The organism is Streptomyces sp. 5K101 (assembly GCF_046506645.1).
In the GTDB taxonomy this organism is placed as follows: domain Bacteria; phylum Actinomycetota; class Actinomycetes; order Streptomycetales; family Streptomycetaceae; genus Streptomyces.
In genome coordinates this window covers 34658-57502 of record NZ_JBKFFO010000004.1, presented here as the reverse complement: position 1 = coordinate 57502, position 22845 = coordinate 34658, and the positions used below count along the sequence as shown (strand labels likewise).

At 73.5% G+C, this 22845-nt stretch carries 17 protein-coding genes and 2 pseudogenes; 15 read left to right on the top strand and 4 right to left on the bottom strand.

The genetic code is table 11. The features are described from left to right. Positions 1 to 78 precede the first annotated feature (78 nt). Entirely contained in the window at positions 79 to 4656 is a 4578-nt protein-coding gene (locus ACLB9X_RS08575) for an HAD-IC family P-type ATPase (protein WP_410359655.1), read from the top strand. 80 nt (positions 4657 to 4736) lie between these two features. Further along, on the top strand, positions 4737 to 5048 hold the full coding sequence (locus ACLB9X_RS08570; RefSeq protein ID WP_410359654.1) for a DUF4873 domain-containing protein: 312 nt from the start codon (positions 4737 to 4739) through the stop codon (positions 5046 to 5048). A gap of 72 nt (positions 5049 to 5120) precedes the next feature. On the opposite strand, the gene ACLB9X_RS08565 is transcribed toward ACLB9X_RS08570, so the two are convergent. Further along, positions 5121 to 6302, bottom strand: a complete 1182-nt coding sequence (locus ACLB9X_RS08565; protein ID WP_410359653.1) for a hypothetical protein — start codon at positions 6300 to 6302, stop codon at positions 5121 to 5123. Positions 6303 to 6780: 478 nt separating this feature from the next. Between ACLB9X_RS08565 and ACLB9X_RS08560 the strand changes: the two genes are divergently transcribed. Beyond that, a complete protein-coding gene (locus ACLB9X_RS08560) occupies positions 6781 to 7074 on the top strand; it encodes a CU044_2847 family protein (RefSeq protein WP_410359652.1) in 294 nt (97 codons plus the stop codon). Between the two features lie 84 nt (positions 7075 to 7158). After that, entirely contained in the window at positions 7159 to 8274 is a 1116-nt protein-coding gene (locus tag ACLB9X_RS08555; protein WP_410359651.1) for an AI-2E family transporter, read from the top strand. A gap of 71 nt (positions 8275 to 8345) precedes the next feature. Here the strand turns inward: ACLB9X_RS08555 and ACLB9X_RS08550 are convergent, their stop codons facing one another. Beyond that, a complete protein-coding gene (locus ACLB9X_RS08550; protein WP_410359650.1) occupies positions 8346 to 8951 on the bottom strand; it encodes an Hsp20/alpha crystallin family protein in 606 nt (201 codons plus the stop codon). Between the two features lie 292 nt (positions 8952 to 9243). Between ACLB9X_RS08550 and ACLB9X_RS08545 the strand changes: the two genes are divergently transcribed. Beyond that, on the top strand, positions 9244 to 10416 hold the full coding sequence (locus ACLB9X_RS08545; protein ID WP_410359649.1) for a polysaccharide pyruvyl transferase family protein: 1173 nt from the start codon (positions 9244 to 9246) through the stop codon (positions 10414 to 10416). Positions 10417 to 10451: 35 nt separating this feature from the next. After that, a complete protein-coding gene (locus ACLB9X_RS08540) occupies positions 10452 to 11861 on the top strand; it encodes an FAD-dependent oxidoreductase (protein WP_410359648.1) in 1410 nt (469 codons plus the stop codon). Between the two features lie 31 nt (positions 11862 to 11892). Here ACLB9X_RS08540 and ACLB9X_RS08535 read toward each other — a convergent pair whose 3' ends face one another. Together ACLB9X_RS08535 and ACLB9X_RS08530 are read right to left on the bottom strand one after the other, a co-directional pair. Continuing rightward, positions 11893 to 12783, bottom strand: a complete 891-nt coding sequence (locus ACLB9X_RS08535; RefSeq protein ID WP_410359647.1) for a DMT family transporter — start codon at positions 12781 to 12783, stop codon at positions 11893 to 11895. Between the two features lie 309 nt (positions 12784 to 13092). Then, positions 13093 to 13899, bottom strand: a complete 807-nt coding sequence (locus ACLB9X_RS08530) for an alpha/beta fold hydrolase (protein ID WP_410359646.1) — start codon at positions 13897 to 13899, stop codon at positions 13093 to 13095. Between the two features lie 596 nt (positions 13900 to 14495). On the opposite strand from ACLB9X_RS08530, the gene ACLB9X_RS08525 reads away from it, so the two are divergent. The 9 genes and pseudogenes from ACLB9X_RS08525 to ACLB9X_RS08485 all read left to right on the top strand — a co-directional run bounded on the left by ACLB9X_RS08525 (position 14496) and on the right by ACLB9X_RS08485 (position 22839). Continuing rightward, positions 14496 to 16184 (top strand): multicopper oxidase family protein, encoded by a 1689-nt coding sequence (locus ACLB9X_RS08525; protein ID WP_410359645.1) that lies wholly within the window; start codon positions 14496 to 14498, stop codon positions 16182 to 16184. A gap of 83 nt (positions 16185 to 16267) precedes the next feature. Beyond that, positions 16268 to 17458, top strand: a complete 1191-nt coding sequence (locus ACLB9X_RS08520) for an MFS transporter (RefSeq protein ID WP_410359644.1) — start codon at positions 16268 to 16270, stop codon at positions 17456 to 17458. Positions 17459 to 17642: 184 nt separating this feature from the next. Further along, positions 17643 to 18185, top strand: a pseudogene (locus ACLB9X_RS08515) (acyl-CoA dehydrogenase family protein); the annotation flags it as partial. A 74-nt stretch (positions 18186 to 18259) separates the two neighbouring features. Beyond that, the gene (locus tag ACLB9X_RS08510; RefSeq protein WP_410359643.1) at positions 18260 to 18799 is read left to right on the top strand and encodes an acyl-CoA dehydrogenase family protein; all 540 of its coding nucleotides are present in this window, start codon (positions 18260 to 18262) and stop codon (positions 18797 to 18799) included. Further along, positions 18799 to 19065 (top strand): annotated as a pseudogene (locus ACLB9X_RS08505) (thiamine pyrophosphate-binding protein); the annotation flags it as partial. The gene ACLB9X_RS08510 and the pseudogene ACLB9X_RS08505, both read left to right, overlap by 1 nt. 223 nt (positions 19066 to 19288) lie before the next feature. Beyond that, positions 19289 to 20401 (top strand): thiamine pyrophosphate-binding protein, encoded by a 1113-nt coding sequence (locus ACLB9X_RS08500; protein ID WP_410359642.1) that lies wholly within the window; start codon positions 19289 to 19291, stop codon positions 20399 to 20401. Further along, on the top strand, positions 20398 to 21579 hold the full coding sequence (locus ACLB9X_RS08495; RefSeq protein ID WP_410360074.1) for a Glu/Leu/Phe/Val dehydrogenase dimerization domain-containing protein: 1182 nt from the start codon (positions 20398 to 20400) through the stop codon (positions 21577 to 21579). The genes ACLB9X_RS08500 and ACLB9X_RS08495 overlap by 4 nt, the downstream gene beginning before the upstream one ends. A gap of 157 nt (positions 21580 to 21736) precedes the next feature. Then, positions 21737 to 22276: a hypothetical protein gene (locus ACLB9X_RS08490; RefSeq protein ID WP_410360073.1), complete on the top strand. Its 540-nt coding sequence runs from the start codon at positions 21737 to 21739 to the stop codon at positions 22274 to 22276. Next, on the top strand, positions 22261 to 22839 hold the full coding sequence (locus ACLB9X_RS08485; protein WP_410359641.1) for an SDR family oxidoreductase: 579 nt from the start codon (positions 22261 to 22263) through the stop codon (positions 22837 to 22839). Before ACLB9X_RS08490 ends, ACLB9X_RS08485 begins: the two co-directional genes overlap by 16 nt. The last annotated feature ends 6 nt before the right edge of the window (positions 22840 to 22845 follow it).

Sequence of the window (22845 nt, the reverse complement as noted above, 5' to 3'; positions counted from 1 at the left end):
CGCGTCTCATTGTCTGGATGAGACTGGGATTCGTCGGGTACACGCTCGGGAGCGCTCCGGTGGAGGGAGGTACGGCCCATGTCGTCCCAGTCGGCTTCTCCGATGTGGGGGGCGTCCTCGCTGGGGCCGCTCGCGTCCGGAGTGGTGTCGGGTGTGGCGGCAGGGGTGCGGGGGGCGGCGGACCTGGTCGGATATCTGCTGGGTCCGGAGAGCCGCGAGGTGTCATGGTGCCCCGGACGCTGTTACATCCAGGTGCACGGCGTCCACGGGGCCGAGGGCACGAGGGTCATGCGTCGCGTGGAGCGGTCCCTGGAGGAGCACCCCGGTGTGCTGTGGGCGCGGGTGAACGCTCCGTCGGAGCGGGTGGTCGTGGCCGTCGCGTCGCCGCCACCGGCCGAGCGCGAACTGGTCGAACGGGTGGAGCGTGCGGAGGGTGACCACGCGGCGGACGTGGAGGCGTTCGACGAGTGGCAGCCCGAGCCGCACCATCCGGCCGAAGGGACGCCGTCCGCGTCGGTGTCGGTCCTGGCCGCCGATGTGGTGGGGCTGGGCATCGCCACTGCTCGCCGGCTCGCCCCGTGGTTCTCGCTGCCGCCGGAGGTGGCGGCCTTGGCCGGCGCCGTGCAGCGCCACCCGCGACTGCGTCATCTGATCGACGGTGCGGCCGGCGCGACGGAGCGGGCCGATTCGGTCCTTCCGATGGTCACCGCCCTGGTGCAGGGCGTGGCGACACGTGGCGGCGGCATCGCGCTCGACATCCTCGAGCGCCTCGCCGGATGGCGGGAGGCCAGTGCCGAACGCGCTGCCTGGCAGGAGGCCGAACCGCGACTCGTGCGCAGCCCGGAGGAGGCGTCGGCCGAGGCGGTGATGCGGGAGCGGCCCGGCCCGCTGCCGCAGGACGGGGCGGACCGCTACGCGGAGAGCTCCATGGCCGCCGGCGTCCTGTCCGGTCTCGCCGCGCTGCCGTTCGCCGGCCCCCGCCGCGCCCTCGCCGTGGCCCTGTCCTCGGTGCCCAAGGCGCCCGGTGCCGGCAGAGAGGGCTTCGCCACCACGCTCGGCAGACATCTGGCACTGCGCGGCGTCGTCACGATGGACCGCAGCGCGTTGCGGCGCCTCGGTCAGGTCAACACCATCCTCCTGGACGAGGAAGCTCTTCGGGGCACCCGGTACGAACCGGTCGACCTCGAACTGCTGGGGGGTGCCGACCCACGACAGGTGTGCGAGCGGCTGTTCGCGCTGTTCGACCCGGAGCAGCCCCTGCGCGTGACCGAAACGGAAGGATGGGTGCTGGGCCCGCTGCCCGAACTGGACCTGGCCGGCCCCGGCGGGCAGCAGGCCGAGGACCGGCTGCGCAGCCGCGACAGCGAGAAGGTGCTCGGCCTGGCCAAGAGCAGGCGCCTGTTCGCGGTCGCGGGCCTGGCCACCCCGTCCGCCCCGGGGGCCGAGGCGGTCGCGGCGGCCGCCCGTCGCGCGGGCGCCCGTGTGGTCGTGGCCTCCGACCGTGCCCGCCCCGGGTACCCGTTCGCCGACACCGTCGTACCGACGGGCAGCCGCCTGCCCGCGTCCGTACGCACCCTGCAGGCCGACGGGGCCGTGGTACTGCTCATCTCCGGCAACCGGCGGGCGCTCGGCGCGGCCGACTGCGCGGTCGGCGTCCACGGCGAAGACGAGCACACACCGTGGGGAGCCCACTTCCTGGTCGGGACGGACCTCGAAGCGGCAGGCCTGATCGTGGACGCGGTCGGCACGGCAGCCGTGGTGGACCGCGACAGCCACCATCTGGCCGCCGGCGCCAGCGGCGTCGGCGCGGTGGCCGCGCTGCAGTCCGCCGGCCCGCCGGCCACCGCACGGACGATGGCCGTGAGCAACACCGCGGGAAGCGTGGCCTTCTTCCTCGGCGTCTGGCGCGCCCGGCAGCTGCTCGCCCGCCCCATGACCCCGCCCGTGACCACCGTCCCCTGGCACCTGATGCCGGCCGACCGCGTACTGGAACGTCTGCGCACCCGCCCCGAGGGGCTGTCCGCGGACGAGGCCGGCGCACGCCGCGTCGACTCCCCGACGGGCGAGCCGCCGAAGCTGACCCTGCCGCACGCCTTCGTCGAAGAACTGGCCAACCCGCTGACCCCCGTCCTCGCGGCCGGGGCCGCATTGGCCACGGCGGTGGGCTCGCGCACCGACGCCGCGCTGGTCGCCGCGATCACCGGTACGTCCGCGCTGGTGGGCGGCGTCCAGCGGGTGCACACGGAGCGCGCTCTCGCGGAACTCTTCGCCCGTTCCGCCATCGGCGCCCGGGTACGCCGAGGCGGCCGCGAACGGCTGGTCACCGCCGGAGACCTGGTGCCCGGCGACATCGTCGTGCTGCTGCCCGAGGACGTCGTGCCCGCCGACTGCCGGCTCCTGGAAGCCGAAGGCCTCGAAGTCGACGAGTCCTCGCTCACCGGCGAGTCCCTCGCCGTGGGCAAGGACCCCGCACCCGTGGTGTCCGCCCGCCTCACCGGCCGCCGCTCCATGCTGTACGAGGGCACCACGATCTCGGCCGGCCGGGCGGTCGCCGTCGTGGTCGCCGTCGGATCCGCCACCGAGGTCGGCCGCAGCCTGGCCACGGCCCGGCAGGCCGCACCCGAGACGGGCGTGGAGGCCCGGCTGACATCGCTCACCCGGTCCAGCGTGCCCATCGCCCTGGGCTCCGCCGCGGCGGTGGCCCTGTCGGGCCTCCTGCACGGACGACCGCTGACCGAGAACCTCGCATCGGCGGTCAACCTCGCCGTCGCCTCCGTCCCCGAAGGCCTGCCCTTCCTCGTCAACGCCGCCCAACTGGCGGCCGCCCGGCGCCTCGCCGACGCCGGTGCCCTGGTCCGCAACCCCCGCACCATCGAGGCGCTCGGCCGCGCCCAGGTGCTCTGCTTCGACAAGACGGGCACCCTCACCGAGGGAAAGCTGCAGCTCGCCGACGTCAGCGACGGCGACGGCGCCCTGTCCGTCGACGCGCTGGACACCCGCCGCAAGGAAGTCCTCGCCGCCGCGCTGCGCGCCACGCCGCCCGCCCGTCAGGCCGAACCGATGGCCCACCAGACCGACCGGGCCGTGACCGCCGGAGCCGGCCGGGCGAAGGTCCCGGCCCACCTCGGCGCCCCCCGCTGGCGGCGCAGCGACACGCTGCCCTTCGAGCCCGCCCGTGCTTACCACGCGACGACCGGGCACACGGCACACGGCACGCTGCTGAGCGTGAAGGGCGCACCGGAGAACGTCCTGACCCGCTGCGCCGGCCGCCGGCAGCCCGATGGCGACGTCACCCCCCTCGACGACGCGGCCGCCCGGGAGCTGACCGCCGCCGCCGAGCGGCTCGCCGGTGCGGGCCGCCGCGTCCTCGCGGTGGCCGAACGCCGCATGGAGTCCGGTGAGGACCTCACCGACGAGACCGTACGCGACCTGGTCTTCCTCGGATTCGTCACCCTCGCCGACCCCGTGCGCACCAGCGCGGCCCCCGCCACGGCCCGCCTGCACGGGGCCGGCGTGCAGACCGTCATGCTGACCGGCGACCACCCCGCCACCGCCGACGCCATCGCCTCCGCCATCAGCGACGTCACGGAACCCAAGGTCTGTACGGGCCCGGACATCGACGAACTCGACGACGACGCCCTGGACGAGCTCCTGCCCCATGTGGACGTCATCGCCCGCTGCAGCCCCCACCACAAGGTCCGCATCGTCCAGGCGTACCAGCGCCTCGGCCGCGTCGTCGCCATGACCGGCGACGGGGCCAACGACGCCCCCGCCATCCGCCTCGCCGACATCGGTATCGCTCTCGGGCGCCGTGGCACACCCGCCGCGACCGCCGCCGCCGACCTCGTCGTCAGCGACGACCGCCTCGAGACCATCGTCGCCGCCCTCATGGAGGGCCGGGCGATGTGGGCCTCGGTCCGCGCCGCGCTCGGCATCCTCATCGGCGGTAACCTCGGGGAGGTCACCTTCAGCGTCCTCATCTCCGCCCTCACCGGCACCACCCCCCTCAACGCCCGCCAGATCATGCTGGTCAACCTCCTCACCGACCTCGCCCCCTCCCTCGCCATCGCCGTACGCGAACCAGCCGGCCAGACCGCCGAACGGCTCCTCAAAGAGGGCCCGCACCGCTCCCTCGGCACGGCGCTCACCCACGAGATGCTGCTGCGCGGCGCCATCACCGCGACGGGCGCGGCCCTGGCCTGGGGCGCGGCGCGCCTGACCGGCCGCGCACGGCGGGCCGGCACCGTGGCTCTCGCCGCCGTCGTCGGCACCCAGCTCGCCCAGACCCTCCTCACCGGCGGCACGGACCGCAACGTCCTGGCGGCCGGGCTCGGTTCCGCGGCCGTCCTCGTCGGCATCATCCAGACTCCCGGCATCAGCCAGTTCTTCGGCTGCACCCCGCTCGGCCCCGTCGCCTGGGGCATCACCCTCGCGGCGATCACCGCGGCATCTCTCCTGGGCAGCGTCCTGTCCCCGCTCATCTCGTCGATGACCGCGCAGGCCGCGGCCGACCGGCGGACCGAGAGCGACGGGCCTGCCTCCGCCGCCACGGAGCCGGCGAGTGGCCCCGAGACCCGACCGGACCCGCGGCGGACAGCCGACGGGCGGCCACGCGTCCGCCCCCCGAAGCCGGCGCCGCGACCGGGCACCGGCTGACACCGAGGGAGCACTCCGGCCCACGCCAACACGTTCCGCAGCGTGAGGCGGGGCGGCGCGCGCGGGCGCACACTGGGCGTATGGACGTCTACCGAGGCGACGTCACGGTGATCGCGGACGGCACGGAGTATCCGGCGCAAGCCGACCTGCGTTCGTGGGTGGAGCAGCGCCACGTGGCGGCGTTCGGCCCGACCGAGGCGTGGATCGAGGGCGCACACGACTGGAACGGCAGACTCGAGGTCGGCGACGAAGAGGTCGCCGACCTGGTGACGCACGCGGCCGCGCGCCGGCTGCGGATGCCGGACGGCCGCGTCGGCGACTTCGACGTGAGCCGCCGCGCCTTCGACGCCGGGCTCCTGGTCATCGAGGGCAACGGGGATCCGCCGTTCTGACCGTGCGGCACACCGGACTTGCGGACCGCGCGGCACGCTGTCGCGGCGTGCGCCACGGCCGCGACGGGCCCGTCACTTCTGAGGCTGCTGCCTCGACGCGTCCTTGAAGCGTCCCAGCGCCTTGGTCAGTGCGCTCCGCGCGGAGTTCTCGGGCTTGCGGGGCGCGGCCGGGCGCGGAAGCGGCAGACTGTCGGATCCGGTCGCCTCGGCCAGCGCGGCCTGGGCGAGTTCGGCGGCTTCCCGGTACAGGTCGCGGGACGCGGTCATGGCGTCGAGCGCCTCGGCGTACTTGGTGACGAGTTGGCGGGTGTAGGCCAGCTCCTCCTCCAGGGTGAGCAGATGCCATCGGCGGCGCAGACCGTCGAGGGCCTGTTCCGCGTCGGCGGTCAGGGTCCGCGGCAGACCGGCGAAGGCCGTGATCTTCTCGACGAGTTCCGTCGGCTCGGAGCCGTTCAGGAAGACACTGCGGACGGCGAAGCGTTCGGCGTCGAACTCCGGGCTCGCCGATGCCGTGGGCAGGATCGCCGCCCCGCCCCGGGGCACCCGTACCCGCAGGTCCTTCACCGCGTAGTTGACGATGTGGAACTGCTCCGGCGCGGCACGGTGCTCCACGACCCGATGGCGCAGGCTCGGCGGCAGGAAGGGCGTCAGCGGCAGGCGGCCGCGCGCGTCGGGGGTCATCGCCTCGTGGACGACGACATGGATGTTCCAGCTGGTGCGGGCGCAGTCCTTGAGGAGGTGGCGCATCTCCTTGTCGTCGGCCGGCAGCGGAGTGGTCGTCCGCAGGCGTGGGCCGGGTACGGCGTCGTGGTCCCAGGCGATGCGGTCGTCGTCGGGCCAGAACATGGTGGCGGGGGAGGGCCACCGCTGGTCCCAGCTCCCTTCCGCCTCGGCGGCCAGCGTCCAGGCGACCGCCTGTCCGTCACGCTGTCGCCCCGGCACGTCGTAGGTCGTCAGCTGGGCACGCACGGTGATGTCGCCGGCCACGCGCCAGCGGGCCTCGAAGAGGCGGCGCGCGGCGGAATCGGGTGCTGTCGCGCCGTCGGCGGTGTCGAGCGCGGGGGGCAGGCCGCCCGGCCCGCCCGCCATGGCGGCGGAGGGGTCGAGGTCGAGGAAGTCGTCGATGACCCCGGCGGCCTTGAGCGCGATCAGGTTGCGCCGGACGTCCTGTTCGGGCGAGGGCCCGAGGTGACGTCCGTGTCCCAGCCACGTCGTGTCGGGGGCGATGGTCACGGAGCTACTGGTCTTTGGCATGGAGGCGTTCTCTGGGGCGGTCGAGGACGGGCTCCAGTATGGTCCCGCATGCCCGGCGAAGGACACGACGAGGCCGACAACAGCCGGAAATGTCCTGAGTGGCGCGGTGCGGGCGGGCGCGTGAGGGTCACGGCGCGGACCCGTCCGAGAGGCGCCGGCCGGTGCGTACGGCGGGACCTGATCTCGTCAACTCGCCGGAATTACGGGCGCGTTCGCCTCTATGATCTTCCCCGAGCCTCCGCCTCGTTCCTGCCCAGACCCGCGGAGCTCGCCACCCGAGTGAGGGAGGAGCTCCATGGTGAGCACCACTGTCGTTCCGGCCCGCGTTCCGCGCCGCCGGCCGGACCGCGGCACCGCGCACGTCCCCTGCGCCGCCACCGCCGGCACGGCGCTGCGATGAGCGAACGGAACGTGCGCACCGTCGAGGTCCCACTGGGCGACGGCAGCGAGGACAGTCGTACGGGTCCAGATCCGCGAGGTGGACGAGTCGCTCGTGCGCGTCGGGCGTGGCGGCCGGGCCGTCGCGCGGGCCGAGCAGACCCTCGGGCAGATGCTGGACGCGGTGCGTCCCGTGGCGGACAGCTTCGTGGGGCGGTTCCGCGGCCTCGCGCACGCGCCGGACGAGATCGCCCTGGAGTTCGAGGTCTCCCTGTCGGCGGAGGCGGGCGTCGTCATCGCGTCCACCGCGACCGCGGCCAACTTCTCCGTGCGGCTCACCTGGAACAGGAGCGACCAGCCGGGCCCGACGGGCGACCGGGACGGCAGAACCTAGGCCGTACCGCCTCGGGTGGGGGATTGCTGCTCGCTGCGGTCACGGGCGCCGGTATGTGACGGGAGTACCCATAAGGTGACCTTCATGTCTGCCAGGTTGAGTTCGACGAGAACCCGCGCTGCGCTCCGGACTTCGGCGCGTGTCTCCGGTGAGTTGCTGATGATCCTCGTGACGGCCGCGGCGGTCCTGTGGCTGCTGGGCCGGATGTGGCCGGTCGTCTGGCCGCTCGTCGTGGGCCTGTTCCTCACCACGCTGACGTGGCCCTTGGCTCGTTTCCTGCGCCGGTGCGGGTGGCACCCCGCCCTCGCGGCGTCGGCGGTGACCGTGCTGTTCCTGCTCTTCGCCGCGGGCATCGTGGCGCTGATCGCGGTGCCGGTGGCGTCCCAGTCCGGGGAGTTGACTGACGGCGTGGTCGAAGGCATCCAGAGGCTGCGCGAGTGGGCCGCGGGGCCGCCGTTGAACGTCGGCGACGACCAGATCAGCCGTGGCCTCGACACCGCGGTCGCCCGCATACAGGACAGTGTCGGGAGCATGGTCACCGCTGTCGCCACCGGAGTCGGCACCGTGTTCAACGGTGTGGTCACCGCCGTCCTCGCGCTCTTCCTGATGTTCTTCTTCCTCAAGGACGGACCGCGGTTCCTGCCGTGGCTGACCCGTCAGCTTCCGGGCCGGCTCGCCACCGACATCCCGACCGTGGCCGAGCGCGGCTGGGAGACCCTCGGCGCGTTCGTGCGTTCGCAGGCATTCGTCGGCCTGCTCGACGCCGTCCTCATCGGCATCGGCCTGTGGATTCTGGGAGTTCCCCTGGTCCTCCCACTGGCGGTGCTGACCTTCGTATCGGCGTTCGTGCCGATCGTGGGCGCCCTGTTCGCCGGCCTGGTCGCGGTGCTCATCGCGCTGGTCTCGAACGGCCTGACGGACGCACTGCTCGTGCTGGCCGTCATCGTCGTGGTGCAGCAGCTCGAGGGCAACGTGTTCCAGCCCATGATCCAGAGCCGCGGGCTCGGCCTGCACGCGGCCGTGATCCTGCTGGCGGTGACGCTGGGAGGCAGTCTGGCCGGAGTCGTGGGCAGCCTGCTCGCGGTCCCGGTCGCCGCGCTGCTCGCGATGGTCTGGAACTACGTCCGCGAGCAGCTCAGCGACCCGCCCCAGGAGCCGGAGACGGACGAACCGGCCGCGGGCGCCGCCGTCCTGACGTAGCCGCCCCGGCCGAGACCCGGGGAGGCGTCACTCCCTGCCGTACGCCGCATCCGGCCCAGGGACGGAGGTGCTCACTCCGGGATTCCTCCCATCTCGTCGGTGACGAAACCCTCCCGGCCGGGCAGCCCCGTCGGCGGTGGCGGTGTCTGGTCGGGCTGCTCCGCGGTCTGGCTCGGCTGCCGGCCGAGCTGCGTGGGCCCGCCCGTCCGGGCAGTGTCGCGTCCGCCGCCGATCTCGATCCGCCGGCGTTTCTCGTGTTCCCTCTCCGCCTTCGGGATCCGGACGGTGAGCACGCCGTCCGTCAGGTCGGCCTCGATCCTGTCGCTGTCCGTCCCCGCCGGCAGACTCGTGCGGTAGGCGAACCTCCCGGTCCGCCGGCTCAGCACCTTGCCGCGCCGCTCCTCGCTGAGCTCGCCGGTGATCGAGAGCTCGTCGCCTTCGACCTCGATGTCGATGCTCTCCGCGGGGACGCCGGGCAGCTCCGCCCGCACGACGTACGCGTTCTCTGCTTCCTCCTCCTCGGCCGTCGGCATCCACACACCGCTCGCCGCGGTCGGAGCCGCGGCCTGTTCCAGGAGCCGTCCCATCCGGCTCCACATGTCCTCGAACTCGCTGAACGGGTCCCATGCCCGGCGCAGCTCCGCGGAGCCGCCTCCATGTCGTATCGGCAGGGCCATGACCGCCTCCCACGTGCGATGCGATCTCGTGCGACAAGCGGGTAACCGGCACCCAGAGGGCTAAACGACGGCCGGGCGGCCGCACGCGGACCGCGTCCGCCCCGGCCGCGGGCTCGATCCCCACGCGCGCCGAGCGAACTGGTGCAGGACCATGCAAATGGGTACAGGATGGCAAAGGCTCGGGAAGCATCGGCTCGGTTCCAGGTCAGCACCCCGGTGGGGCGGGACAGGACGCCGGCTTCCACCGCCTGAGCCGCGGAACATCTCTGGTGAGACTCGCGAGGGGCCGATCATGGGAGACCTGGGCAGCGTGACCGTAGGGGTGCTGGGATCCTACGGCGGACGGAACGTGGGCGACGAGGCGATCCTCACCGCCATGCTGGACCGCATCCGGGCGGGCCGTCCGGACGCTCACCTCGTCGTGTTCTCCCGCAATCCGGACCAGAGCCGCAGCACCTACCCGGACGTCGAGGTGGTGGGCTGGGAAGGCGTGTGCCGGGAGCGCATCTCCGAGCACCTGCGCCGGCTCAGTGTGCTCGTGCTCGGCGGCGGCGGAATCCTGTACAACACCGAGGCGCGCCGCTATCTGCGGCTGGTCCGCACCGCGCAGGACCTCGGCGTTCCCGTCTTCACCTATGCCGTCGGAGCCGGTCCGCTCACCGACGATTCCGACTGCGCCTGGGTCCGGGCGACACTCGCCGACGCGGCCGAGGTGACCGTCCGCGACGAGGAGTCGAAGCTGGTACTGGAGGAGGCGGGGCTGACCCGGCCCATCTCCGTCACCGCCGACCCGGCACTGCTGCTGGAACCCGGTGACGGCGGCGACGAACTGCTCCGCGCGGAGGCGGTGCCCCGCGGGCGGCACCTGGTCGGGATGAGTGTGCGCGAGCCCGGCCGCGCGGCCGAGCACCTCGACGAGGAGGGCTATCACCAGCTCCTCGGGAACGTGGCCGACTTCCTCGTCCACCGCCTGGACGCCCACGTCGTCTTCGTCCCGATGGAACGCGACGACATCCGGCACGCGCACGGCGTCGTCTCCCACATGACCCATGCCGAACGCTGCCAGGTGCTGCACGGGAGCTACCGGCCTCAGCAGGTCCTCGACATGGTGGGGCAGCTGGACCTCGCCATCGGCATGAGACTGCACTTCCTGATCTTCGCGGCGCTCTCCGGGATCCCCCTGCTGCCCCTTCCCTACGCCGGGAAGGTGTTCGACTTCGCCCAGCAGATCGGCGCGCCCGCCCTGCGCGGGGTGGTCAGGGAGGCCGCGGGGCCGCTGCTCGCGGAAGTGGACCGGCTGTGGGACGAGCGGCCCGCGCGCGTCGCACACATCGCCAACCGAACGGCATTGATGAAGCTGCGGGCGGCCGAGACCGCCGACCGGCTCCTCGCCTATCTCGACCACATCGCACCCCGGCCGCTCGCCCACCAGGCCGAACCGGCAGCCGCGGTCGGCGCCGGCTGACCCGCACCACGAGCCCCTGATCCCCAGGAGGAACCGTGACGTACCTGATGCCGCCCCGCGTCCCCCGGCACGTGGAGCTGCCCCCGCGTCAGGCCCTGCACGCCGGCTCCACCCAGGTCCTGGTGATCGGCGGCGGACCCGCCGGGATCGGCGCAGCTCTCGGTGCCTCCAACGCAGGGGCCCAGGTCATCCTCGTCGAGCGGTACGGATTCCTCGGCGGGAACGCCACCGCGGCCCTGGTGATGCCGCTGATGAGCTTCCACAACGAGGTCAAGCAGGCGGTCACCGGCGACTCGGCGCGTCTGCTGCCGCCGGACCACGGCGAAGGCGAGCCGGTCGTCGGCGGGGCGCTGTGGGTGCTGTTGGAGCAGTTGGTGCGCGCGCAGGCGGCGATCCGCCCCTCCCTCGAGACCGGCTACACCGTGCCCTTCGACGCGGAACTGTTCAAGCTCGTGGCGTACGACCTTCTGGAGCAGCACGAGGTCCGCACCCTGCTCCACGCGTTCGCCTCCGGTGTCGTGGCCATGCCGGACCGCGCGCGGGCGGTGTTCGAGACCAAGTCGGGGCCGGTCGTCATCGACGCGGACGTGATCGTCGACTGCACGGGCGACGGCGACATCGCCGCGTCGGCAGGCGCCTCGTACGACATCGGCCGGCCCGAGGACGGCTGGACACAGCCGATGACGCTGATGTTCCGCATGGTCCGCTTCGACCACGAGGAATTCGCCGCGTACGCCCGCGCCCATCCGGATCAGTGGAAGGGCGTGCACGGGCTCTGGGACCTGGTCCGCGAAGCCACCGATGCCGGGGAACTCGACCTGCCGCGCGAGGACGTGCTGTTCTTCGCCACACCGAACACCGGCGAGGTGGCGGTCAACTCGACCCGCGTGACCGAAGTGCTCGGCACGAGCGTCTGGGACCTGACCCGCGCCGAGTTCGCCGCCCACCGGCAGATGGCGCAGATCTCCCGCTTCCTGCGCAGCCGCGTGCCCGGCTTCGCCGACTCGTACGTCGTGCAGAGCGGCGTCCAGGTCGGTGTCCGCGAGACGCGCCGGATCCACGGCGAATACCAGCTGACGGGCGAAGACGTGCTGAAGGCGCGGAAGTTCGACGACGTCGTCGCCCGCGGGGCGTACCCGGTCGACATCCACAACCCGAGCGGCCGCGGCACCACGCTCAGGCGGCTCCCGCGCGGCCAGTCCTACGACATCCCCCTGCGCTGCCTCTTCCCGCAGGACGTCGACCGGGTCCTCGTCGCGGGCCGCTGCATCTCCGGCGACCACGTGGCCCACTCCTCCTACCGCGTCATGCCGATCTCCGTGGCCACCGGGCAGGCCGCGGGCGTCTGCGCGGCCCTCGCGGCGGTCCAGGGAAAGCGCCCCCGCGACGTCCCGGCGGACGCGGTCCAGGCGGAACTCCACTCACAAGGCGCCAGCCTGTCGTGACGCCCGCGGGCACCGGCGGGAGCCGACAGATTCAGGGCACCGCGGCGCCCGGCTTGTCGGAGGTGGCCAGCGTCCTGGCCAGGGGCATCCTCGCCAGGGCCAGGACACCGAAGACCACCAGCGCCACCCCTGCCGCCTGCGGGAGCAGCCACCAGCCGGTGCGGACGTGTTCCTCGAACAGGAGGATGCCGAGACACAGGCTCACGGAGGCGTCGCCGAGGGTGAACGCGGGCTGGGAGGCGACCAGCGGGCCCGCCTGCATGGCGTGCTCCAGCAGGAGGAGCGCGGCCACGCCGGCGGCCGCGAAGGCGTAGGTCTGCCAGGCCGTGAGGAACGCGCCGAGGCCGTGGTCGTCCAGGATGTGCACCGCCTCCTTCATCAGGGCCGCGGTGACCGCGTAACAGATCGCGGTTGCCGTGCCGAGGCACGCCGCGCGGGTCCGGCCCTCCGGGCGGCGCAGCGCGGCGGCGGTGAGCGCGAGGACCACCGCGGCGCACACCGGGAGTGCGACGAGCCAGCGGTCCACCGGCACGTCGGTGCGGTTGCCCGACGGCGCCGCGGCCCACAGAGCGACCCCGAGACCCACGACGACAGCCCCCGACGCGACCCAGCCTGCGCGGGGGAGGCTCCCGTGCAGCAGCCGGGTCGCCAGCATCAGGGCGAGCGGCAGTTCGAGGACGAACAGCGGCTGAACGATCGTCAGCGGCCCGGTGCCCAGCGCCACCGCCTGGCAGGCGCCGGCGACGATCACCGCGGCCATGCCCGCCAGCCAGACGGGCCGGCGCAGCAGATCGAGCACGAGACCGGCACGGAAGCCCTGCGAGCGCGGGACGACGAGAGCGGCCTTGCGCTGCAGCACGGTGGCGAACGCGTTGCTGAGCGCCGCGCCGAGCGCGAAGAGCACCGGCAACAGGATGGGCACGTGGTTCGGCCTCCGACAGTCGACGGGGAGAGGGCCGGCCGCGGTGTCCCGGCGGCCTCGCGGGCCCGGCCCGCTTCCTGTCATGGTGCCCACCGACAGGCCGCCCCGCGATCCGAACCGGGCCACGCCGCGCCCCCGCACGGCCGCGGCCGTCCGGCCTCTCGCTCGCCGAGCGCGCCGGCGTCGCACGCGCCGTGATGGCCCTGGGCAGGCTCGACCCGCCGACCCCGCGCTCGACGGACTTCCCCGACGGGGACCCTGATGCCTCGGCCGCCGGAACCGCGCAGGCCGCTGCACGTTCCCGGCCGGCTACGGCCGGGGCCGGCTCAGGTACGCGGCGATGCGGCTACCCCACGTGCGGATGTCGGAGCCGGTCCGGGACACGTGGAGTTCGGCGCACGGCAAAACCTGCGCCAGCGTTTCCGCCGTCGACAGGGGGTGCCCCGGGTCACCCGGCCAGCCGAGGACCAGCGTCGGCTGACGCAGGGCGGCGACGTCGCCAGGGGAGGGCAGGTCGGACGCGGCCAGGCCACGCAGGATGGCGGGCAGCAGCCGCTCGGCGGGCGTCGGGGGCAGATCCGGAACGTCGGCCACGACGGCCGGGCGGGGTTGCTGTGCCCTGGTGGCGAGTAAGGCGTCCACCCCCTCCCGTTCGACGGTGTCCGCGGACTCCCGGTTGGCCCGCGCATGAGCGCCGCGTGTCGTCCAGGCAGTCGGCGGGATGAGCAGGACGAGCCGGGAGAACCGGTCGGGCGCGCGCACGGCGGCGTGCAGCACGGTGCCGCATCCCATCGACGCGCCCATGGCGACGGCGGGCTCCGAGGCGCGCAGGTGATCGAGCAGGGCGAGCAGATCGTCGGCGAGCGACGGGTAGGTGTAGTCGCAGTCCACGGGATCGCCGGTCGACCGGCCGTGCCCCCGTGCGTCGTAGCGGACCAGACGATGCCCCGCGTCCACGACCGGTGCCCAGTCGAAGAGGCCCATCCGGTCGTCGGCCGCCTGGCTCACGAAACCGCCGTGCGCGTACACGGCGAGAGGGCCTTCACCGGCATCGTCGTAGACGAGTTCGGCCCGGCGGTGCCCGAAGCGGCCCTCCCTGATCGTGTGCCCGCCCATGCCACCAGCCTGACCCGAGGCCCGTGCGTCCGCCACTGAGCCGCCGCACCGGACCACGGGCGTGCGGGGCAGTCCGGCGAAGTCGGCCGCCGTCCCCGTCGCGCAGGCACAATCCGGAGGTCGGTCGCAGGCACAATCCGGAGGTCGGTCGGGGCGGTTCAGGACTCCGGCCGTGCCGAGACGCCGGCGCCGCCGCCGGTGACCGGGACGAGCTGACGGGCGGCGGACCCTGGGCCCTCGACGAGGGCAAGGGCGACACCGCCACCGACACAGGCCCCAACGACAAGCCCCTGCGGCTCACCGAGGGCACCGCCTGCCCAGGAGCAGCCCTAGCCCTGCTCGGCAGGGGAATCCCCGGCGCGCGGACAGCGGTCCGCACGCCGACGATGCCGCGCGGAGCGGGGGACGTCCGCGCGCGCGTACACCCCGGACGGACACCGGCATGCGCCCCGTGTCGACATACGCGACATAGGCTACCTACGGCAACTTTCCGGTCATGTGCTCCATGCTGGTTCCTGCCGCGTCAGGCCCCGCCGGCGGCGCGCCCCCCTCCTCGGGGGCGGGATGTGCCCAGGCTGCAGACCGACCGGAGGACCATGTCTAGGCAGGATCACCCCCGTCCCACCCCTCGCACGCGGCGGGCCGTTCTCGGCGCGGGGATCGCGGCAGCCGGATCCGCACTGCTCGCCGCCTGCTCGGGCAGCGACGCCGACCCGGCAGGCGGCACCGGAAAGGAAGCCCCCGGCCCCCATGCCGGCGCTCCCGGCTCCGGGGATGGCAAGAAGGTCCGGCCCACCTGGACGCCGAGCCCCGAAGGGAAGCTCCGCCACCGCACCTTCACGGCCACACCGGCCACGGTCGAGATCGGCGGGGGACGCACCGTCAGGACGTGCGTGTACAACGGTGAACTGCCCGGCAAGGAGGTGCGGATCACCGCCGGTGACATGCTCGAGCTGACGCTCGCCAACCATCTGCCCGAACCCACCACGGTGCACTGGCACGGCATCGCCCTGCAAAACGACATGGACGGCGTGCCCGACGTGACACAGCGGCCCATCAGATCGGGCGGTGAGTTCACCTACCGCTTCCGGACGCCGCACCCCGGCACGTACTGGTTCCATCCGCACCTGGGCCTGCAGATCGACCGGGGGATGTACGCGCCACTGATCGTGGACGATCCCAACGAGCCCCTCGACTACGACGCGGAATGGATCGTCCTGCTGGACGACTGGATCGACGGCGTCGACGGCTCCAGCCCCGAGGACGTCTTCGACCAACTCCGCAAAGGCAAGCCCGCGATGAGCCACGGCTCGGCATACCGCGGGCACGACGGCGATGACGTGCGGCCGAAGCCCTCCGGAGGAGTCGCGGCCGGGTACGGGCCGCCCGGGGCCCACGCGCCGGAGCCACACGAGGCGTCGCCCTCATCGCGGGCGGACAAGCGCCCCAACCGGCTGATGACGGGCGCCCGCAGCCGCCTGCTCGGCGGCCACGCGGGCGACATCGCCTACCCGCACTACCTGATCAACGGACGCACCCCCGACGACCCGGCCCAGTTCAGGGCCAAACCCGGCGACCGGATCCGGCTGCGCCTGATCAACGCGGGCGCGGAGACACCGTTCCGCGTGGCACTCGGCGGCCACCGGATGACGATCACCCACAGCGACGGCTTCCCCGTACGTCACCACCGGACCGACGCCCTGCTCATCGGCATGGGCGAACGGTACGACGCGCTGATCACCGCGAAGGACGGCGTGTTCCCGCTCACCGCGCTCGCCGAGGGCAAGCGCGGCGCCACCATGGCCGTCCTGCGCACAGCGAGCGGCGCGCTCCCCGGCCCCGGCGCCCGCCCCGCCGAACTGAGGCGTGCCGTCCTTCCCTCGGCCCGCGGGCTCAGGCCCCACGAATCCGTCGAACTCGACCGGCGCCGACCCGACCGCATCGTCCGAGTCACCTTCACCGGCGACATGAAGGACTACGACTGGGGGACCGACCACCGCCCTTACACACCGGACCGCGTCCACCGCGTCGAACACGGCGAACGCGTACGCCTCGTCGTCATCAACGCCACCGACATGTGGCACCCCGTCCACCTCCACGGCCACACCTACGCCCTCGCCGGCATCGACTCCCACGGCGCCCGCAAAGACACGGCCACCGTCCTGCCCCACAACAAGCTCGTCCTCGACTTCGACGCCGACAACCCCGGCGAGTGGATGCTCCACTGCCACAACCTCTACCACTCCGAATCCGGGATGATGACCACCATCGCCTACCACGCCTGACCGGCTGACCGGCTGACCGACGGCGGCGGCGCGCCGGGCACGCCGCGCCGGCGCCCGACGGCCCGCGGGCTACCGTCGGCGGCATGGACGGTGTTCGCGGTGGGTGGGTCCCCTGTCTGCTCGGCGGAGCGGTGTTCGCGGTGTGCATGACCGGCACCACGTTGCCGACCCCGCTCTACGGCCTCTACCAGGGGAAGTTCGGGTTCGACGAGCTGACCGTGACCGTCGTGTACGCCGTGTACGCCTTCGGCGTCATCGGGGCGCTGCTGCTGGCGGGCAACGCCTCGGACGCCGTGGGCAGGCGGCCGGTGCTGCTGGCGGGCCTGGGATTCGCGGCGGCGAGCGCCGTCTGCTTCCTGTGCGCCACCGGGCTGGGCTGGCTGTACACGGGGCGGTTGCTGTCGGGTCTGTCCGCCGGCCTGTTCACCGGTGCCGCCACGGTGTACGTGATGGAGCTGGCACCGTACGGCGGCGCCTCCCGGGCCACGTTCGTGGCGACCGCCGCCAACATGGGTGGGCTGGGCTGCGGTCCGTTGCTCGCCGGAGCGCTCGCGCAGTACGCCGCGTGGCCGCTGTACTTGCCGTTCGCCGTACACCTCGCCCTGGTGGCCGGCTCGGCCGCCGTCCTGATGCGGCTGCCGGAGACCGTACGCGAGCGGCGGCCGGCGGCGACTGTGCGGCCGCAGCGGCCCGGTTTGCCCCCGCAGGTCCGGGCGGTGTTCGGGCCCGCGGCGACCGCCTCGTTCGTGGGGTTCGCGCTGTTCGGGGTGTTCACGTCGGTCAGCCCGGCGTTCCTCTCCCACTCCCTGCACGTGGACGACCACGCCGTCAGCGGGCTGGTCGTCGCCCTCGCCTTCTTCTCCTCGACCGCGGGCCAAGTGGCGGTCGGCCGGGTCGCGGTGGAACGGTCGCTGCCGCTCGGCTGCGCCGGGCTCTTCGCGGGCCTGGCGCTGCTCGCGGGTGCGTTGTGGTGGGACCTGCTGCTGTTGGTGGTGCTCAGCGCGCTCGTCGGTGGCGGTGGCCAGGGACTGGCCTTCCGCGGGGCGCTGTCCGCGGTGGCCGGGGCGTCTCCCGCGGACTGCCGCGCGTCAGTGGTCTCGACGCTGTTCGTGGTGGCCTACACGGGCATCTCGGTACCGGTGATCGGTGTCGGCTTGCTGGTCGGTCCGATCGGCCTGGAGGGTGCGGGGCTCGTCTTCATCGCGTGCATGGCCGTCCTGGTGACGACGGCAGCCGGCTACCTGCTCCGGCGTCCGGCGCGGGCGCGAACGTGAGCCCGCCGGGCGGGGCGCCGGTCCCGGCCCATGTCGCCCCCTGGGAGACCTCGCCGCTCGGCGTCCTCACGGTGCCGAGGAAGTTCCCGAAGGCGTGGACCAGTGCGTTGACAGCGCCGCTCCGGCGTCCAGATACTGACTGAAGATTCAGTCAGTATATGCCGTTGTCGCACCTGGAGGCACCATGTCCGACCTCCCCACCGAGCTGGTTCCGTGCACCCCCGAGCAGCGTGGCATCGTCGAGCTCACCCGTGCCTTCGCCCGCGAGGAGACCCGCCCGCGGGCGCGCGCCGTGGACGAGGCCGACATCGAGACGCCGTGGGACCTGTGGCGCACGGCCGCGAAGGTCGGCATCACCGGCTTCATGCTCCCCGAGGAGTACGGCAGCGGCGGTTTCACCGACGTCTTCACCCAGTGCCTGGTGCAGGAGGAGCTGTGCGTCGGCGACCTCGGTATCGGCAATCTGCTCTGCTCCAACGGCTTCTTCGCCGACCCCGTGCTCGCGCTCGGCACCGAGGAGCAGAAGCGGACCTGGCTCACCCCGCTGACCGGCCCCGACACCCCGATGACCGCCCTGGCCACCACGGAGCCGGGCGCGGGCTCCGATGCCGCGTCCATCGCGACGACCGCGACCCGCACGGACCGGGGCTACCTGCTGAGCGGCCAGAAGGCCTGGATCTCCAACGCGGGGGAGGCCGAGCAGTACGTCGTCTTCGCCAAGACGGATCCGGCACAGCGCTCCCGGGGCGTGACCGCCTTCCTCCTCCGCAAGGACACCCCGGGGTCACCTTCGGCGAGCCCATGCGGAAGATGGGCCAGCGCGCCATCGTCTGCCGGGAGATCTTCCTCGCCGACGCCTTCGTACCCGAGGAGAACCGCCTCGGCGACGAGGGGCAGGGCTTCCGCGGGCTCATGCGGACCTTCGACATCTCGCGCACCGTCTTGGGCGCGGCGGCGACCGGCGTGGCGAGGGCCGCGTACGAGTACGCCCGCGACTACGCCCGTACCCGGCAGCAGTTCGGCAAACCGGTCATCGAGCACCAGGCGGTGGCGTTCCGGCTCGCCGACATGCGGACACGCGTCGAGCAGGCACGGCTGATGACCTGGCGCGCGGCCAAGCGCCTCGACGCGGGCGTCACCGCCACGACCGAGGCCGCCATGGCGAAGCTGACCGCCTCGGAGACGGCCGCGTACTGCACCTGGGCGGCCGTGCAGACGCTCGGGGGCTGGGGCTACTCGCGCGAGTACCCGGTGGAGCAGTGGATGCGGGACGCCAAGCTGGAGGAGATCGAGGAGGGCACCTCGGACATCACGCGGCTCGTGATCTCGCGGGGCCTGTGATGACCCAGGCCCTCACCGGCGGGGAGGCGCTCGCCCGCGCCCTGGCCGCACACGGCGTCGGCCATGCCTTCGGCATCCCCGGCACCCACAACCTGGAGCTCTACCGGCATCTCCAGCCGTACGGCATCACTCCTGTGACGCCCCGTCACGAACAGGGCGCGGGATGCGCGGCCGACGCGTACGCCCGGGTGACCGGCCGCCCGGGGACCGCCATCACCACCACCGGGCCCGCACTGCTGAACATCGCAGCGGCGGTGGGCCAGGCACACTCCGACAGCGTGCCGCTGCTCGTCGTCTCGTCCGGCATGCCGCTGCGGCACCCACAGCAGTCGACCGGCCTCCTGCACGAAATGCGCAGCCAGACCCGGGCGTTGCGCGGTGTCGCGGCCGTCAGCCACCGGGTCGCGTCGGTCGACGAGATCGGCGCGGCGGTGGCACGGGCCTACACCCTCTTCCGCTCGGAGCGGCCACGGCCGGTGCACATCGAAGGTGCCGCTGGACCTGCTGGAGACCGCGGAGCCCGTGGGCCCGGTACGCCTCGCGCCGCCCGTCGGGCCCCCGACGCCGGACGAGGCGGCGGTACGGGAGGCCGCGGACGCCCTGTGCGGAGCGCGCCGCCCGGTGCTGGTCCTCGGTGGAGGAGCACGGGCGGCGGCCGCCGCCTGCCTGGCGCTCGCCGAGGAACTGGGGACGCCGGTCGTCACCACCGCCAACGGCAAGGGCGTGGTGGACGAGCGCCACCCCCTGTCGCTGGGCGTGTCGCTGCACAGCCCGGCCGTGCAGAAGTGGCTGGCGGAGCAGGACGTGGTCCTCGCCGTCGGCACGGAACTGGCCGAGTCCGACGTCTGGGGTCCGCTGCCGGCCCCGACGGGCACCCTGATCCGCGTCGACCTGGACCCCGCCCAGATGTACGCGGGGCTCCCGGCGGACGTGGCCCGCGTGGGCGACGCACGCCCCCTGCTGGACGCGCTGCTCACCGCGTACCGCGAGCGAGGACCGCGGCGGGCCGCCGAACCCGCCGGCGTCACCGCTCTGCGCGCCGCGCGCGACGACGAGATCCGCACCCGGGACGCGCGCTGGGTGCCGTCCCTCATCGCCATGCGCCGCGTCCTCGCCGAGGACGCCGTCATCACCTCCGACAGCGCCCAGTGCTGCTACTACGGGGCCCTTCCCCACCTGCCCCTCGGCCCCGAGGGCCGCTATCTGCACCCCACCGGGTTCGGCACCCTCGGCTATGCCCTGCCCGCCGCGATCGGCGCGAAGACCGCATGCCCCGAGCGGCAGGTCGTCGCGCTCAGCGGCGACGGCGGTCTGCAGTTCTCCGTGCAGGAGCTCGCCACCGCCGCCCAGCTCGGACTGCCACTGCCCGTCGTGGTCTTCGACAACGGCGGATACGGCGAGATCCGCGAGGAGATGGCGGCCCGCGGGGACAGCCCCACGGCCGTCGACCTGCCGCCCGTCGACCTGCCCGCGCTCGCCCGCGCCTACGGCGGCCACGGCACGGCGGTCCGCTCGCCGCAGGAGCTCGCCGGCGCCCTGGCCGACGCGCTGGACACCGCAGGACCCACCATCGTCACCGTTCCCGAGGAGGATCCCCGATGACGACCACCCCTCTCGTCTCCCTCACCTGGACGGACCATGTCACCGGCCGCCAGGGCCATCTGGTGATCGACCGGCTCGTGCGCGGCGTGTCCAGCGGCGGGCTGCGCATGCGCGAGGGCTGCACCCTCGACGAGGTCACCGGGCTGGCCCGCGGCATGACGATGAAGGAGGCCCTCCACTACGACCCCCGGAACCGGTACATCCCGCTCGGCGGGGCCAAGGGCGGCATCGACTGCGACCCGCGCGACCCCGAGACGTACGGGGTGCTGGTGCGCTACCTCCGCGCGATGCGCCCGTACATCGAGCGCTTCTGGACCACCGGCGAGGATCTCGGTCTCACCCAGGACGTCGTCGACAGGGCGGCGGCCGAGGCCGGTCTCGTCTCCTCCATCCAGGCCGTGTACCCGCTGCTCGACGACGAGGCCGCGGCACGGCGCCGGCTCGCGGACGCGTTCGCCGTGGAGGTGGACGGCATCGGCCTCGACGAACTGGCGGGCGGCTGCGGGGTGGCCGAGTCGGTGCTGACGGCGCTGGACCGGGCCGGTGTCCCCCACGAGGGGACCCGCGTCTCCGTCCAGGGCTTCGGGACGATGGGCGGGGCGACCGCCCGATTCCTGGCACGGGCAGGGCTCAGGGTGGTCGCTGTGGCGGACGTCAAGGGAACGATTGCCAACCCGGAGGGCCTGGACGTCGAGGCGCTGCTGGCCGCGCGCGACCCCTACGGGACGGTGGACCGCACCGCCCTGCGAGCGGGCGACACCGAACTGCCCGGCGGCGCCTGGCTGTCCGCGGACGCCGAGGTGCTGGTCCCGGCCGCCGTCTCGTACGCCGTCGACGCGGCCGACCAGGAGCGGATCACGGCCCGCTGGATCGTCGAGGCCGCCAACATGCCGGTGGTGCCGGACGCCGAGGCCCTGCTGTCCGAGCGCGGGATCACCGTCCTGCCCGACGTGGTCGTCAACTCCGCGACCAACGCCTGGTGGTGGTGGACGCTCTTCGGCGACATCGGCGCCGACCCGGACGAGGCGTTCACCCATATCCGGCGCTCCATGCGCGCCCTGGTCGAGCAGGTGCTGACGCGGGCCGAGCGGGACGGGACCAGCCCGCGCGTCGCGGCGCACGAGGTCGTGGCGGACCGGCTGCCGGTCATCGCCGAACGCTTCGACTGGTACGCATGAGTCTGGACGCCCTCTTCGACCCGCGCTCCGTCGCCGTCGTCGGAGCTTCCGCCAACCCCGCCCCGACACGGGTCCTCGCCGCGTACGTGGAGGACTTCCGCGACGGGCGCCGCCTGGCCCGCACCCTGGCCGCCGCCCACGCGGCGGGCAAACCGTCCTGCTGCTGTCACTGGGGCGCAGCGAGGCATCCGGCCGTGCGGCGGCCTCCCACACAGGAGCGCTCGTCAGCGCCCGGGCGGTGGTGGAGGCGGTGTGCCGCGACACGGGAGCGCTGCTGCTGGAGTCGGCGGGCGAACTCGTGGACACGGCCGTGCTCCTGACCGCCGCGGGTCACCGCATCGCCCGCGCCCGGACCGGCGCCGCCCGTGACGCCGGGGCCGGTTGCGGTGATGCCGAGGCCGGTTGCCGTGACGCCGGGCCCGGTTGCCGTGACGCCGGGGCGGCTGTCCCGGACGCCGGGGCCGCCATCCGTGACGCCGGGGCGGTCGCCCCGGACGCCGATCCCGGTGCCCCTTTGTCACCGGCCCCGGCCGACGCAGCCCCCTCGAGGACCCGTACCCCAAGACCCCTGCACGTCGCCGTCGTCGGCGACAGCGGGGGACAGGGCGCGCTCGCCGCCGACGCGCTCGTCACCCGCGGGCGCCGCGGCGGCCGATTTGGGGCGGGCGCGCCCCGGCGGCCGTGGACACGCTGGTGACCGCGGCGGCGGAGCGCTTCGGCCGGCTGGGCGGCCTGGTCCACAACGCGGCGGGCAACTTCGTCGTGCCGGGCATCGACCTGTCCCCGGGTGGCTGGCGCGCGGTCGTGGACATCGTCCTCAACGGCTCGTACTACTGCACCCGGGCCGTCGCCCGCAGGCTGCGCGATCAGGGCACGGGCGGCTCGATCCTGTCGGTGATCGCCACCTACGCGTGGCACGGGCATCCGGGGACCGTCCAATCGGCCGCCGCCAAGGCCGGTGTCCTGGCCATGACCCGGACACTGGCGGTGGAACTCGCCCCGCTGGGCATCCGGCTGAACTGCATAGCCCCGGGCCCGACCCAGACGGCGGGCGCCGGAGCGGCCCTGTGGGCCACCCCGGAGGCACGCGAGGAGGTCCTGGCAACAATCCCTGCGGGCCGGTTCGCCGACCCCGCGGAGATCGCGGACGCGTCGCTGTTCCTGCTCGGCGACGGGGCGTCGTACCTGACGGGCGAGTGCCTGACGGTGGACGGCGGCCAGTGGCTGGGCAAGCAGGTGTACGGACGCGCGGGCGCGTAACGGCCG

Coding starts and splice junctions, on each gene's coding strand:
- ACLB9X_RS08575 (WP_410359655.1), top strand. CDS start 79: ATGTCGTCCCAGTCGGCTTCTCCGATGTGGGGGGCGTCCTCGCTGGGG.
- ACLB9X_RS08570 (WP_410359654.1), top strand. CDS start 4,737: ATGGACGTCTACCGAGGCGACGTCACGGTGATCGCGGACGGCACGGAG.
- ACLB9X_RS08565 (WP_410359653.1), bottom strand. CDS start 6,302: ATGCCAAAGACCAGTAGCTCCGTGACCATCGCCCCCGACACGACGTGG.
- ACLB9X_RS08555 (WP_410359651.1), top strand. CDS start 7,159: ATGTCTGCCAGGTTGAGTTCGACGAGAACCCGCGCTGCGCTCCGGACT.
- ACLB9X_RS08550 (WP_410359650.1), bottom strand. CDS start 8,951: ATGGCCCTGCCGATACGACATGGAGGCGGCTCCGCGGAGCTGCGCCGG.
- ACLB9X_RS08545 (WP_410359649.1), top strand. CDS start 9,244: ATGGGAGACCTGGGCAGCGTGACCGTAGGGGTGCTGGGATCCTACGGC.
- ACLB9X_RS08530 (WP_410359646.1), bottom strand. CDS start 13,899: ATGGGCGGGCACACGATCAGGGAGGGCCGCTTCGGGCACCGCCGGGCC.
- ACLB9X_RS08525 (WP_410359645.1), top strand. CDS start 14,496: ATGTCTAGGCAGGATCACCCCCGTCCCACCCCTCGCACGCGGCGGGCC.
- ACLB9X_RS08520 (WP_410359644.1), top strand. CDS start 16,268: ATGGACGGTGTTCGCGGTGGGTGGGTCCCCTGTCTGCTCGGCGGAGCG.
- ACLB9X_RS08510 (WP_410359643.1), top strand. CDS start 18,260: ATGCGGAAGATGGGCCAGCGCGCCATCGTCTGCCGGGAGATCTTCCTC.
- ACLB9X_RS08495 (WP_410360074.1), top strand. CDS start 20,398: ATGACGACCACCCCTCTCGTCTCCCTCACCTGGACGGACCATGTCACC.